15 protein-coding genes are annotated in these 12971 nt (G+C 68.3%); 6 read left to right on the top strand and 9 right to left on the bottom strand.

Translation table 11 applies throughout. The features are described 5' to 3' along the window. Positions 1-5: 5 nt before the first annotated feature. On the bottom strand, positions 6-644 hold the full coding sequence (locus tag ACXJKJ_RS08260; RefSeq protein ID WP_457351294.1) for a LysE/ArgO family amino acid transporter: 639 nt from the start codon (positions 642-644) through the stop codon (positions 6-8). 73 nt (positions 645-717) lie between these two features. Here ACXJKJ_RS08260 and ACXJKJ_RS08255 point away from each other — a divergent pair, with 73 nt between their 5' ends. Then, positions 718-1623, top strand: coding sequence for a LysR family transcriptional regulator ArgP (locus ACXJKJ_RS08255; protein ID WP_457389758.1), 906 nt, complete (start codon positions 718-720; stop codon positions 1621-1623). On the opposite strand, the gene ACXJKJ_RS08250 is transcribed toward ACXJKJ_RS08255, so the two are convergent. After that, the gene (locus ACXJKJ_RS08250) at positions 1624-1797 is read right to left on the bottom strand and encodes a hypothetical protein (RefSeq protein ID WP_157281035.1); all 174 of its coding nucleotides are present in this window, start codon (positions 1795-1797) and stop codon (positions 1624-1626) included. Positions 1798-2093: 296 nt separating this feature from the next. Between ACXJKJ_RS08250 and ACXJKJ_RS08245 the strand changes: the two genes are divergently transcribed. After that, positions 2094-2315 (top strand): hypothetical protein, encoded by a 222-nt coding sequence (locus ACXJKJ_RS08245; protein ID WP_056191657.1) that lies wholly within the window; start codon positions 2094-2096, stop codon positions 2313-2315. Here the strand turns inward: ACXJKJ_RS08245 and pssA are convergent. The 6 genes from pssA to ypfJ all read right to left on the bottom strand — a co-directional run bounded on the left by pssA (position 2312) and on the right by ypfJ (position 7094). Further along, the gene (pssA, locus tag ACXJKJ_RS08240; protein WP_056191659.1) at positions 2312-2929 is read right to left on the bottom strand and encodes a CDP-diacylglycerol--serine O-phosphatidyltransferase; all 618 of its coding nucleotides are present in this window, start codon (positions 2927-2929) and stop codon (positions 2312-2314) included. The genes ACXJKJ_RS08245 and pssA overlap by 4 nt on opposite strands. A gap of 13 nt (positions 2930-2942) precedes the next feature. Then, positions 2943-4058: a nucleotidyltransferase domain-containing protein gene (locus ACXJKJ_RS08235; protein ID WP_457389757.1), complete on the bottom strand. Its 1116-nt coding sequence runs from the start codon at positions 4056-4058 to the stop codon at positions 2943-2945. After that, positions 4055-4960, bottom strand: a complete 906-nt coding sequence (locus ACXJKJ_RS08230; RefSeq protein WP_457389756.1) for an HprK-related kinase A — start codon at positions 4958-4960, stop codon at positions 4055-4057. Before ACXJKJ_RS08230 ends, ACXJKJ_RS08235 begins: the two co-directional genes overlap by 4 nt. Next, positions 4954-5229, bottom strand: coding sequence for a hypothetical protein (locus ACXJKJ_RS08225; protein ID WP_457389755.1), 276 nt, complete (start codon positions 5227-5229; stop codon positions 4954-4956). Before ACXJKJ_RS08225 ends, ACXJKJ_RS08230 begins: the two co-directional genes overlap by 7 nt. Positions 5230-5299: 70 nt before the next feature. Next, a complete protein-coding gene (locus ACXJKJ_RS08220) occupies positions 5300-6037 on the bottom strand; it encodes a hypothetical protein (protein WP_056191663.1) in 738 nt (245 codons plus the stop codon). A 178-nt stretch (positions 6038-6215) separates the two neighbouring features. After that, complete coding sequence (gene ypfJ, locus ACXJKJ_RS08215) at positions 6216-7094, bottom strand: KPN_02809 family neutral zinc metallopeptidase (protein WP_056191665.1); 879 nt, start codon at positions 7092-7094, stop codon at positions 6216-6218. A 127-nt stretch (positions 7095-7221) separates the two neighbouring features. Here ypfJ and ACXJKJ_RS08210 point away from each other — a divergent pair, with 127 nt between their 5' ends. Next, on the top strand, positions 7222-8016 hold the full coding sequence (locus ACXJKJ_RS08210) for a head GIN domain-containing protein (protein WP_457323752.1): 795 nt from the start codon (positions 7222-7224) through the stop codon (positions 8014-8016). Between the two features lie 33 nt (positions 8017-8049). Further along, positions 8050-8691 carry a hypothetical protein gene (locus ACXJKJ_RS08205; protein WP_457389754.1) on the top strand — a complete coding sequence of 214 codons (642 nt, stop codon included), beginning with the start codon at positions 8050-8052 and terminating at the stop codon, positions 8689-8691. On the opposite strand, the gene ACXJKJ_RS08200 is transcribed toward ACXJKJ_RS08205, so the two are convergent. Beyond that, positions 8681-10333: an alkaline phosphatase family protein gene (locus ACXJKJ_RS08200; RefSeq protein WP_457389753.1), complete on the bottom strand. Its 1653-nt coding sequence runs from the start codon at positions 10331-10333 to the stop codon at positions 8681-8683. The genes ACXJKJ_RS08205 and ACXJKJ_RS08200 overlap by 11 nt on opposite strands. A 62-nt stretch (positions 10334-10395) precedes the next feature. Between ACXJKJ_RS08200 and ACXJKJ_RS08195 the strand changes: the two genes are divergently transcribed. Together ACXJKJ_RS08195 and ACXJKJ_RS08190 are read left to right on the top strand one after the other, a co-directional pair. Next, positions 10396-12168, top strand: a complete 1773-nt coding sequence (locus ACXJKJ_RS08195; protein WP_457389752.1) for a hypothetical protein — start codon at positions 10396-10398, stop codon at positions 12166-12168. Then, a complete protein-coding gene (locus tag ACXJKJ_RS08190) occupies positions 12165-12926 on the top strand; it encodes an enoyl-CoA hydratase/isomerase family protein (RefSeq protein ID WP_457389751.1) in 762 nt (253 codons plus the stop codon). Before ACXJKJ_RS08195 ends, ACXJKJ_RS08190 begins: the two co-directional genes overlap by 4 nt. The last annotated feature ends 45 nt before the right edge of the window (positions 12927-12971 follow it).

The raw sequence follows: 12971 nt of genomic DNA, 5'->3' as shown, positions 1-12971 counted from the left end.
AGTTCTTAGAGGGGTTGCAGGAGGAGTTGTAAACCCAGCGCGGCCATCAGCACAGCGACGAGGGCATCGATGACCCGCCAGGTGTGGGCGCTGCGCAACCGCGGCGCCGCCGCCGCCGCGCCGAAACCGAGCAGGCCAAACCACATCGCCGACGCCAGGCCGGCCCCGGCCGCGAAGGCGGTGCGCAGCTCGGCCGGCTGGCGCGCACCCAGGCCGCCGAGCAGCACGACGGTGTCCAGGTAGACGTGGGGATTCAGATAGGTGAAGGCAAAAGCGGCCGACAAGGTGGCGCCGAGGCTGGACGCGGCTGTTGCGGCATCCAGCCCGGGGGCGGGACGCCAGGCGCGCCGGGCGGCGAGCAGCGCGTAAATGAGCAGGAAGGCGGCGCCACCGAAGCGAAACACTTCCAGCAGAAGCGGCTGGCCCTGGATCAGCGCACCGAGGCCGAAGACGCCCAGCGCAATCAGCAGCCAGTCCGACAGCGTGCAGACCGCGACGACGGCGCCGACGTGTTCCCGCTTGAGGCCTTGGCGCAGCACCAGCGCGTTCTGGGCACCGATGGCCAGGATGAGGCCGGCGCCCATGGCCCAGCCCTGCGCAAAGACGGCGGGCGCGGTTGCAGAGGCCAGAGCGGAAGCGGGCATCGGCGGATTCTCTGCATCGGCAGGCAATTAAAGAAGTGTCATTCATATTATTGGCCATACATTAGCAGTGCTAATGAATGACTTCGATCACGCCGCGCTGGACTGCCTGGCCGCCCTGGCCGACGAGCAGGGCTTCGAGCGTGCCGCCCAGCGCCTGTCGATCACGCAGAGCGCCGTGTCGCAACGCTTGCGGTCGCTGGAGGCCCAGGTCGGCCAGCCGCTGGTGGTGCGCTCGCGGCCGCTGCGGCTGACGGAGGCGGGCAAGGTGCTGCTGCGCTTTGCCCGGCAGTTGCAGGCACTGCGCGTGGATGTGGCACGAGAACTGGGCGAGCGCGTCGCGCCGCAATCGCGCCTGGCCATTGCCGTCAACGCCGACAGCCTGGCGACCTGGGTGCCCGCAGCGCTGGACGCGCTCGTGCAGCGGGGCCTGCGTGAGGGCTATGGGCTGGAGCTCGTCGTCGACGACCAGGACTTCACCCACGACAGCCTGCGCCAGGGCGCGGTGCTCGGCTGCATGTCCACAGTGGCCGAGGCGCTGCAGGGCTGCCGGGTGCAGGCCCTGGGCGTCATGCGTTATGTGGCAGTGGCCAGCCCGGGTTTCCTGGCGAGCCAGTTGCCCGAAGGTTTGCACGCCGGCAACTTCGCCGACACCCCGTTTCTCGTCTTCAACCGCAAGGACGACACGCAGGTGCAATGGGTGTCACAGGCCTTCGGCGTGCGCGGACCAAGGCTGCGCGAACGCTTTGTGCCGTCCAGCGAAGCCTATGTGCGCGCCGCCGCCATGGGTTGGGGCGTGGGCGTGGCGCCCGAGATCCAGGTTCGCGCCCTTGTCGAAGCCGGCCAGCTCGTCGTGCTCAGGCCGGAGATCGGCGTCGACGTGGCGCTGTACTGGCACCAATGGCAGTTGCAAGGGCGGGGCGCCCTGCTGGATCAGATCGGCCAGGCCCTGGCGGACGGCGCCAAGCTTGCGCTGGGCTGATCAGCGAGTGGCCGTCACTGGAGCCGATGCGGCCGTTGTCGGTGCTGCCACCTGGGCGAGCATCAAGTTGGTGCCGCCCTGTTCGGGATGTATGGCACTCGCCATCCACAACGTACAGACGAGCACGGTGGCAATCAGGCCGCTGGCGACCCACTTCAACAGTTCTGAACTCATGCAAAAAGCCGGGGGGCTTGGAGGTGGGGCAGCTTAAGCGCCGGACCCTGCGAACCTATCCTGAGCTCTAGGGAGGCGCAGAAAAGAATTGCAAAAGCGCAACGCTCCCCTCGGATCGGGGGCATCGGCCCGCAGACCCCATCAACACTGGGAAAAACAGGGGTTGCCCCTGTGCGGAAATGCCTGGCGAGGCAATATTTACTCACAGATGGGGGGTTCGGTTGTCACATGAATCCCGCACACTGGGTTCACGGTGCTGATGTTGTTGTCGGCCCGTCAAGCCAATGAGGTCTGCCATGCGATTCGTTCCAGCGCTGCGCTTCTTCCGCCGAGACGTCGCTGCGCGCAGCGAGCCGGATCCCGCCGACCTCGGCACCGCCTTCGGCCTGGATGCCTGCTTGGACGGCGTGGGCGTCAGCGAATATCGCAGCCAGCCGCCCAGTGATTTCCTCGAATCCCAGTCGTCTGTCGCGATTCAGGAATCGCCGCTGAGCTGGTTGTCGCGCCGAACGGCTTAGAGTTTCGGAATCCGAATCCGGCTCACCATCAACGAGCCGGATAGCGCGAACATCAGCACCAGCGGGTGCAACTTGAAGCCCGCCAGCCACCAGACGCCACCCCATAGCGCGTCACCGATGGCCCCCTGAACCGCGGCCACCCACAGCACAGCCACAAGCAGCATGGACGTCGGAATCGGCGTGCCCTCGAAATACGCCACCTTGTCCGAGCCTGCGCTGAGTTTTTCCGCCGTCACGTTGTAGCGCGCCAGCCGGCTGACGCCGCAGGCGACGAAGAACACCAGCACGATTCGGTCATACAGCCCCTGCATGCCGCAGCCGTAGGCGATCGCCGCGGGCGCGACGCCGAAGGAGATCACGTCGGCCAGGGAATCCAGCTCGCGGCCCAGGGCCGAGCTCTTCTGGCGCCAGCGCGCAATACGGCCGTCCAGCACGTCGAAGGCCAGCGCCAGCGGAATCAACGCACAGGCGTATTGCAGATGTTGGCGCTCGCCGGTCTGCAGGAAGCTCATCACGGCGAACAGGGCGCCCATGCCGGCGCAGGCATTGCCGAGGGTGAACCAATCGGCGAGATGGAACTCGCGGATCATCGAAAAGGGCTTGGGTTTTTCCATCAGGACCTCCTCCTCAACGCTGCTCCAGCGGATCGATGTCGTCGCGCCGGGACGGGCTCGCAGGCGGCCGGCTGACCGCTTTCACGACGAGATGAGGCACGAGCAGATGCAGTGGCATGCGAAGGTAATGGCTGCGAACGAAGAGCGCAAACTCGGCAACGCGCGTGCCCGGCGCCATCGAGCCGCGGTGCGCGCTGGTCAGGGCCCGCCTCAGCAAGCCCTGCATCAGCCAGCGCAACAGAGGGCCGGGCCGGGCAGGGCAGCGCTCCAGCACATCCTCGGGGACGGGTGTGTGCAGATGGCGCCGGCACAGGCAAAGGGCATAGAACAGCGGCCGGCCCAGCGACAGGGTTGCGGCGCGCGCCAGTAAGGTGTTCCAGAAGCCAGGCTCGGCAGCATGGCGGCGCAACAGGCTGTCGAGATCACTGAGGTCGCGCAGGCCGTGCCCCCATTCGCCCTCGTGCATCAGATGCGTCGCGCTGTGCAGGATCTGGTCCGGCGCCGACGGCAGGCTGAAACGCGGGAATTCCGTGACCGGCTGGGCGGCCGCCAGAAGCGGTGCGCTGTGGGTTTTGATGCGCGCCGTCAATGGCAGGATGTTGTGGTGCAGGTCCAGGTTGGTCTGGCGGCGCAGGTGCACCATCGGCGGTAGCTCGTGCATCCATCGTCGGTAGTAGCGTTCATCGTAGGCTGTCCCCGCAGCACTGGCCCAGCCACCGAGCATCAGCGCCGCCTCCGCCTCGTCGAGCTGCTCACGCGGCACCAGGATGTCGATGTCCGAGAACAGCCGGCCCGGGGCTGGCGGCAGGTCGCCGGCGACATAGGCCGCGCCCTTGAGCAGCATCACGGGGCCGGGGAGGCTTGCCAGATCGCGGGACAGCAGCACCAGCTCCCAGCGCACGGCGCGCCGCTGTTCCTGGGAAACGGCCAGCAGCGCGCGCATCTGGCGGCGCACGGGCAAGGGCAGTGAGCGCTCGACGCCCGCCTCACAGGCCAGCGCACCCAGCCGGGCCAACAAGCCGGCCGACACGGCCTGGCGCAGCAGCAGGTCCCAGGTCGCTTCGCCATGGGAAGCCATGAAAGCCGGCTCGCGCAAGGAGCGCAGCAGCGGTTCCCATGCCGGCGTCATGACTTCAGCCCGTCAAGCGTGGCCAGCCCTTCCGCCAGGTCGGAGTAGCAGAAATCCCAGCACCCGCACGAATCGATCAACGCCGCCGTCAGCTCGAAACCCGCCCGGCCCAGCATGCTGTAGTTGAACGCATGACCGGCCAGCCGTTCGAAGGCCTGGGCCTTGGGCACCGGCGCCAGCTGCGTCGGCGCGCCGGCGTGCCAGCGCGGAAAGATCAGCTGCGTAGGCCGCGCCTGCTGTTGCTGGCCGGTCACGCTGGCGGCCGACGCGCGCAAATGGGAGACCGTGCCCTTGTGCGTGTCGCGGGCGGCCTCACCCAAGACGGCCTGCGGGGAGAAGCGGCGGATGATGGCGATCGACTGGTTCTTCAGGCTGACCGGACGGGCCAGCGGTGCGACCTGCCCGTCATCGCGGTCGATCATGGCCATCTCGTCAGAGAGCAGCCGCCAGCCCGACAGCATCAGCGCGGCCGTCAGCGTGCTTTTGCCGGCACCGGGGTCGCCCGGCATGACGAGGCATTGGCCGTCTTTCTCGAGTACCGCCGCGTGGAAGAGCAGGTAGTGATTCGCCTGGCTGGCCAGGCACCAGTTCATGCCCCATTCCAGCAGAGCGAAGGCGTGGTTGGCAGGCAGCGGCAGAAAGGGGCTGTGCTGATCCAGCCGGAATTCCACCTGGGCGCCAAGCCAGCGCCGCAGCCCGGTGACAGGCTGCACATGCACGTGGAAGTCGGCGATGCCGCCCTCGGGTTCCAGCTCGAAATCCGCGTACAGCGCCGCCAGGCCCGCCGCCACGGGCGGGCAGCTGCTGTGGATGCGGTAGGCGAAGGGGCCAGTCCTGAGCGTCAGGCCGTCGTGCAGCCGTTGGCCAAGTTCCGCCGGGGCCAGCATGCCCAGCGTCAGCATCGCTGGACCAACAACAGCTGTTCGAGCTGTTGCAGCACATCGGCGGTCATTTCCGAATCGGCATCCATCAGCGCAGCCAGTTCGTCGAACTCCGCAGGCGGCTGCTCGGCGAGGCGTCGCAGGGCGGGTACCAGCCAGGCGGCGAGGCGATGGGCGTCGTTGGACAGCGCGTGATGCACGAGGCAATCGTCACCCCAGACCCTGATCGACAGATCGGCCCCGTAAGTGAGCGCCCATCGAGGCGTTGACACTGGATCGGTGGTGGTCACGGAGTGGCTGCAGAAAGACTTCGGGCGTCGCTACGGACGCCCGAAGTGTCACACCGACGGTGCCGGCCGCTCAGGAGTACAGGCTCTGGAAGTAAGCCATGACCTGGTTGGCGTCCCAAGAGACTGTCGTATTGACCTGGTATTTGCCGCCCAGCGGGCAGACGGCATTGAACATCTTGATGGCTTGGGCGACCGTGATCGGATAGTCGGTACCGACGTTCAGCGCATTCAGGATGGTCGCCGCGGTGGCGCGGCCCAGCGCGTAGATCATCGTGTCGTTCTGGCCGCCGGGCGTATTCAGCACCTGCAGCAGGGTGGCCTTGCTCGTGCACAACCCGAACGCCGAATCGCGGTAGCCATAAACATTGCAGGCCGAGGACTCAGCCTTGTAGCGGAAGGCGTCCATCAGTGTCTGGCCACCGCTGATGAAACCTCCGAAGACGGTGCCCTTGTTGCCGCCGAAGCTGCAACTCGCCGTGGGCAGAGTGCCCTTCAGCGTGCCGGCCGGCCAGGTGCTTGCGTTCTTCCAGTAGCCGGGCGACTTGCCGAGGAGCTTGCAGTCCGCCTTGCCAGGCCGCGGCGACGCATTGCCGGACATCTGGCCCGACACGGTGCAGTTGTAGGCCTGGCTCGCCAGCGCCGGTTTGCTCAACAGGCTGCCCAGCACGACCGGCGTGGCCGCGCCCGCTTGGGCAAAGCGTCGGCGCGACGCGTTCATCCGGGTCGAGGTCGGCCGGCCGGCGGACGCGTCGACGGAGGCCGGCACCTTGGGCGTCGACTGCGGGTCGTTGATTTGGCGTTCGCTCATGACAGTGTGCCTCGTGGATCCGTTTTTGGGTTGCACCAGACTAGGGCACAACTCGCTCTGGGCGTCAGAGCGGGCCGATGCTAATAGGGGGCTCGGCGGTTTGGATGGCAGTGTTTCACACAAAGCCTTTTGGGGGTCATCTGGCGCCCCCTTGATTGGGTGGGCCTGAATCAGGGACTTAGAGGGCGGCTGACGAAAACGTGTCACATGTCTTCAGATCGCCCGCTTCCAGGCCGCGCTTGAACCAGCGAACACGCTGCGCGCTGCTGCCGTGGGTGAAGCTTTCGGGCACGACGGCGCCCCGGGAGCGCTTTTGCAGGGTGTCGTCGCCGATCTGGGAGGCGGCGTTCAGCGCCTCCTCGATGTCGCCTTGCTCCAGCCAGCCTTTGCTGCGCTGCGACAGATTCGCCCAGACACCGGCAAAGCAGTCCGCCTGCAGCTCCAGCTTGACGCTCATGGCGTTCGCCTCGCGCTCGGAGACGCGGCCGCGGGCGCGATCCAGCTTTTCGGTCGTGCCCATCAGGTTCTGCAGGTGGTGGCCGACCTCGTGGGCGATGACATAGGCCTGGGCGAAGTCGCCCGGCGCGCCCAGGCGCTGTCGCAAGGTGTCGTAGAAGCCCAGGTCGATGTAGACCTTGCGGTCGGCGGGGCAGTAGAACGGGCCCATGGCGGCCTCGCCGGTGCCGCAGCCGGTGGGCCAGCGGTCGCGGAAGATGACAAGCTTGGGAGCGGGGTATTGCTGGCCTGCGCGTTGGAAGTAGGCGCCCCAGACGTCTTCGGTATCCGCCAGTACCTTGCTGACGAATACCGCACCCGGATCCTTGGGGTGTTGCTCGGCCGGCGCGCCCGGCTGGACCTGCGGCGCAGCGCCGCCCCCGCCGTCGAGCAGCCCGAGCACCGTCAGCGGGTTGATGCCGAAGGCCCAGGATGCCAGCAGGGCGATGACGACACCGCCCAGGCTCAGGCCGCGCCCGCCGATGGGCAGGCCGCCACCCCCGCTGCTGCTGCCACGGACATCTTCGACGTTGTCGCTCTCACGCTGGCCATCCAACTTCATGCTGTCTCTCCTGCTGATCGGGCAATCCTACGGCCCATGACCGCCAAAACGCAGTCCGTCGCCTCTCGCGGGCGTCGCACCGGCCGGCTGGACACACTGCCGCCGCATCGCCGAACCAGGAGCCCCCATGAAACGCCTCGCCCTGCTGACCCTTGCCGCCGCCCTTGCCACCAGCAGCTTTGCCGGCGACAACGACTGGCATCTGCGCATCAAGAAGGAATCCGACGGCTGGACGGCCCACTTCAGCGGTCCCATCGACTACGGCAGCGGCAAGAACCGCATCAAGGGCTCGGGCGTCAAGGTCGAGAAGGCGCGCGCCCTCGGCAGCTTCAGCAAGCTGCGCATCGACGGCCCCTTCGACGTCAAGCTGACCCAGGCGGGCAGCGACCAGGCCACGGTGGTTGCCGACGACAACATCGAGCCGCTGGTGGAGACCGTTGTCGAGGGCGATGCCCTGGTGGTGCGCATGAAACGCGACGCCGGCTTCACGACGCGTTCCGCGCCGACGGTGCGCGTCGACGCCCGGGCCCTGCAGTCCATCGCCATCAATGGCTCGGGCGACCTGGCCGTGGAGCGCTTCAAGGCCGACAGCCTCAGCCTGAACGTCATCGGCTCGGGGGATGTGCATTTCGGTGCCGTCGAGCTGAAGGACCTGAGCGTCAGCATCAGCGGCTCGGGCGATGTGCGCCTGGCCGGTCGGGCGGACCAGCAGAGCTGGACGGTCAGCGGTTCGGGCGATGTTGACGCGCGTTCCCTTGCCGGCCGCGCAGCCCGAGTCAACATCAACGGTTCGGGCGACGTGTCTGTCGGGGTGACGGAACAGCTGGACGTCCAACTGAGCGGTTCCGGCGACCTGAGCTACGCCGGACGGCCGCAGTTGCGCCAAAGCGTCAGCGGCTCGGGCGAGATCAGCCGCCGCTAGAGCGCGACGGCCCAGGCCCCTCAGAATGGGGCCGTGAACCCCAACGACCTCTGGTGGCAGACGCTGGCCGATGGCCCGCTGCTGCTGGCCCTGTTTGATGCGGGCGAATGCCTGCGGCAAGCCAATGCGGCCTATCGACAGGCCTGGGGGCTGGCTGCCGATGCATCGCCGGGCTGGCTCGAGATGGTCGAGGCCGCCCAGCGGGCCGGCGTCGGCCCGGTCGACGTGCCGGAGCGCCGCAGCCGCATGGCGCAGCGAGGCTATGAACAGGCCTGGCGCGACGGCCGGCGCCTCTGGTGGGTGGAGCAGCGCATGCCAGACGGCGGCCTGGCGCTGACCGGCGTGGACATCAGCGCGCTGGCGGGGCCGCGGCCTTTGACGGGCCAGTTGCTGTCGGCTCAGGCCGGCCGCGAACTGCTGCAGGCTCTGCTGGCCGACCCGCGCGCCTGGCCCTTGTCCGTGGCGACGTTGGCAGCCGAGGCCGATCCGGCCGAGCTGCTGGCGCGCACCCGTGGCGAGGATGGCTGCATGCGCCTGGACGACGGGCGGCTGCTCGTCATGCTGCCGTCCACTGGGCCAGCCCAGGCCGCGGCGCTGGGCGAGCGCCTCGGGGCATTGACGCTCACCGAGGCCATCTGGGGCGAATCGGCAGCGGCACTGATCGTCAGGGCTTGAGCTTCAGGTCCCGGCCTTGAGCCTGGGCCGGCGCGGGCAAGCCGGCGATGGCGGCCAGCGTGGGCGCCAGATCGGCAATTTCGACGCGTTCTTTCACCTCGCCCTGGCCGACATAGCCCGGACCCCAGAACAGCAGGGGCACATGGGTGTCGTAGTCGTAAGGGCTGCCATGGGTGCTGCCACCAGGCCGGTAGCTGAAGATCCAGTTCCGCTTCAGCACGATCTGCAACTGCGCGGCGCGCGTCGGATCGAAGGACTTGCGCATGGCTTCCAGGTAGGGGGTGGTGCGGTCGTCACCCAGCAACTGCTCGCGGGTGAAGACGGTGGCCACGCCGGGCAGCTTCAGCAGTTCCTCGCGGGCGGCAGCCTGGACGTCAGCGAACTTCAGGCCCTTGTCGGCGGCCAGCTTCTCGTCCAGCAACAGACCGGAAGCGGAAAAGTCGCGCGCCAGCCTGTCGACGCCAAAGCGTGCCGACAGGGCGGTATTGACGACCGCCAGTGACGGCGAGCTGTTGAAGCGGCCGGCATCGCGGCCCTGGGTGGCCGCCCATTCCGGCGTATCGGTGAAGCCGTGGTCCGCCGTCAGCGCGAGTACATAGTTGCCGGCACCGACTTCCTTGTCGAGGAATTGGAAGAAGGCCTGCAGATGGCGGTCCAGATGCAGGGTGTGGTCGTGCGACAGCCGCGACTCGGGGCCGAAGGCATGGTTGATGTAGTCGTGGCTGGACAGGCTGACCGACAGGATGTCCTGCACACCGCGCTGGCCGAGCTTCTCGTTCGTGATGGCGGCGCGCGCGAAGGCCAGCGTTAGCTCGTCGCCGAAGGGCGAGGCCAGCAGGCCGCCGTAGAAGCGCGGGCCGGGGCCGTCCATCTTGTCGCCGATGACGGCCGGCAGCTTGTTGCCGTTGCCGCTGGCAATCTGCCAGGACTGGCCGTCCGGCACGGAGCGGGCATAGGCGGCTTCCGGCAGGAGCGGCGCCCACGTCTTCTTGAAAAAGGCATCCGACGGCTTGGCGGCGTTGAAGTCCGTCACCCATTGCGGATGGGCCTGCATGTAATAGGTGCTGGAGGCGAAACGGCCCGTCTCCGTCATGTACATATACGCCGTGCCCTTGTGGCCGGCCGGCAGGATGGCGCCGCGATCCTTGCCCGAGATGCCGATGACCTTGGACGCCGGCGAACCCGTGCGCAGCACGTCGCCCAGGGTCTCGACCTTGAGGTTGCGCGGGCTGGTGCCGGCCAGCGGCGCGGTCGGGCTGTCGATGTACTGGTAAGCCACGTCGCCGGTGTTGTAGACCTGGGCGCCGGTGGCGGGGTCGCGCCATTCGTTGCTGATGATGCCGCTGCGCTGTGGATAGGCGCCGGAAAGCATCACCGAGTGGCCGGCTGCCGTCACCGTGTGGCCATGGCCGTAGTGGGCCTGCGAAAACCAGCGCCCATGGTCGAGGAAGCGGGCGAAGCCGTCAGGTGCCAGCTGGTCCCGGTAGCCCGTCACCTGGCGCATCGGCAGGCCGTCGATGACGACCAGGACGAGGAGCTTGGGGTTTTTTTGCGGCGCCACGGCCGGCGGCGCCGTCGTTGCGCAGGCGGACAGGGCAGCGGCGAAGGCCAGGCTCAGCAGGCGGCGGCGAGTGTGCAACATGACGTTTTCGTGACAGTGGGTCCGCAAGCTTACGTCGTCACAATGTCTGGCTTGTAAACGCCATGGCCGAACCGGACACCTTCGACCCCACCCATGCGCTGGACGGCTGGCGTCCGCCCGCGCCTGTGCCCGTGCCGCTGCAGGATCTGGCGCTCGGCGCGTTGCTGCGGGGCGACGGCAATGGGCAGGGCAGTGAGCCGCTGCTTCCTCTCGTCAGGGCTGAAACCGTCAACTTCGACCCCACGCATCTGCTGGACGGCTGGCGCCCGCCCGCTCCGGCGCCCTTGGACCTGGAACTCAGGTCCCTGGTGCGCGCGGGCCGCAGCGGGCCCGACGAGGCCAAGAAGGCGCGACTGAAGGCGCGTGGCTACGAGATGCTGGACGTTGAGGACATCGAGTTGCCCGAGGCGCCGCCGCCGCGCATCGCCGTCGAGCTCCTGGTTCGGGAAGTCTCGCCCGCGCCACCGCTTGCCGAGGCCGAGTTCGTGCCGCCGCCTGTGAGCGAGGTGCCGCCTGCGCCGCCGGTCGAGGGGCCATGGCCCCTCTTCGAAGCCGAAGCACAGGTCCTCGAGGAAATGGCCTCGGCGCCCGCCGAGCCCGACGCTGTCGACTCGCCTGGAGCGCCGCCGCTTTTCGCCGCCGAAGCGGCATGGCTTGATCTCCGGTTCGAGCCGCCTCAGATCGTTGAGGACGATGAAGCGTTGGCGGAGCCGCCACCCGCAACTGCGGTCATGCATGGCGGCGAAGCGTTCGCAGCGCCCTCGTCGGACGTGGGCGCCGCCGCGCTGATGGCAGACGTTGAAGCGCCCGAAGTGTTCGCGCCGGAGCCAACGCCGTTCATCGACATCGCCGAGTCGATCGACGAGCCGCCGCAGCCCGCTGCCGCGCAGGCGCCTGAGTCGTTGAGCGCGCCGCTGCCAACAGCGCCTGCCCTTGTGGAGGACGCTGAGCCGCTCGAAATTCCGCCACCTGCTGCGGTCGAAGCGGCAGTGTTGGACCCGGAGCCGCCGACGGTCGAGCCCGAGCCCGAACCGCTCATCGAACCCGTCGAGCTGCCCGACGAGCCGCTGCAGCCCGCAGTCGCGCAAATGCCTGAACCGCCACCCGCGCCGCCGCTGTCCACGCCCACCGTCGCGGAAGACGCCGGGTCGCTCGACACGCCGCCGGCCGCCATCGAAACGCCGGTACTGGATTTCCGCGCACCGCCCCCTGCCGTCGTCGAAGCGCCGGTGCTGGACTTCCGGGCCCCGCCGCCACCGTCCGAGCCGGACCCGCAGCAGGTCCTCGACGACATCGAGCTGCCCAAGGTGGTGCCCCTGCCCACGGCCGTCGAGGCACCGGTGCTGGACATGCAGGCCCTTGCCTCGCGCAGCGAACCCGACCCGCGGCTGGTTGCTGAGTGGCAGCCGCAGGCCTGGACGGCGTTGACGCAGCACGTGGCCGATGCCAGTACCGAGGTGTCGCAGACGGCGCATGGCCTGCACGTGGAAAACCATGCAACGCAGTGGCTCTGCGCCCTGTGGCCGCCCCTGGACGCGCAGCCGGCACTGCTGGCGCGCTGGCCTGAGATGGTCACTCTCGTCGGCGCGGCGACGAGAGTCGATGCCTTGGCGTCCTTGCTGGAGGAACTGCCTGCCGAGGCGGCGTTGTGGCCGGCCGAGCTGGAGGCGGACTGGGGGCTGATGGCGGAACTCGTGCTGCGTCAGGACACGGGCCTGCGGCCGACTCACGCGCAGGTGCTGCGCGAGTTCGTGGAAGCGGAGCGCCGCGCCAACCTGGCGCGCCTGAACGCCGGCTACCAGTCCCAGGGCCGCGTCGCCCGGCGCAAGCCATGACGAGCGGCCAGGCGCCGTTGCTGGAGGTGGCCGATGGCGTGGCGCGCATCACGCTGCGCCGGCCACGCCAGGCCAATCGTCTGGCTGTGGACGACCTCGACACCCTCGGCGGCTTCATCGAGGCGGTGCATGCGAACGATGCCGTGCGTGTGCTGGTCCTGGCCGGCGAAGGCAGGCATTTTTGTAGTGGCTTCGACCTCGGCGCCCTGGGCGCCGTCGATGCGGGCGCGCGCTTCGGGGAACTGGCCGATGCACTGGAGGCCGCGCGGCCCATCACGATTGCGCGCCTGCATGGCGGTGTCTATGGCGGCGCCGCCGATCTGGCCCTGGCCTGCGACTTCCGCCTCGGCGTGCCGGCCGTCGAGATGTTCGTGCCGGCGGCGCGCATCGGGCTGCATTTCTATGCCGGTGGCCTGCAGCGCTTCGTCGACCGACTGGGTCTCGCCACCGCCAAGCAGGTGCTGCTGGCCGGGCGCACGCTGGACGCCGCCGCCCTTCTTGGCTGCGGCTATCTGGACCAGTTGCTGCCCGACGCCGCAACGCTGGACGCCGCGCTGCAGGCTCTGGCCGACGAACTGCAGGGGATGGCGCCCCTGGCCCTGCTGCCGATGAAGCAGCACCTGAACGCGATCGCCGCTGGGCGGCTCGACGCGAAACAGCTGGCGGCCGACATCGTCAAGGCGCGCGATTCGGCCGATCTTGCCGAGGGTCAGGCGGCCTGGGCGGGCAAAAGACCAGCGCGATTCAAGGGGGGTTGAAAGCCCTAGGCCGGGGCTTTCGCCACATCGTGGAAAATACGGGGC

Source organism: Roseateles sp. P5_E1 (assembly GCF_054049335.1).
This window is presented reverse-complemented; position numbering and strand designations above follow the sequence as displayed.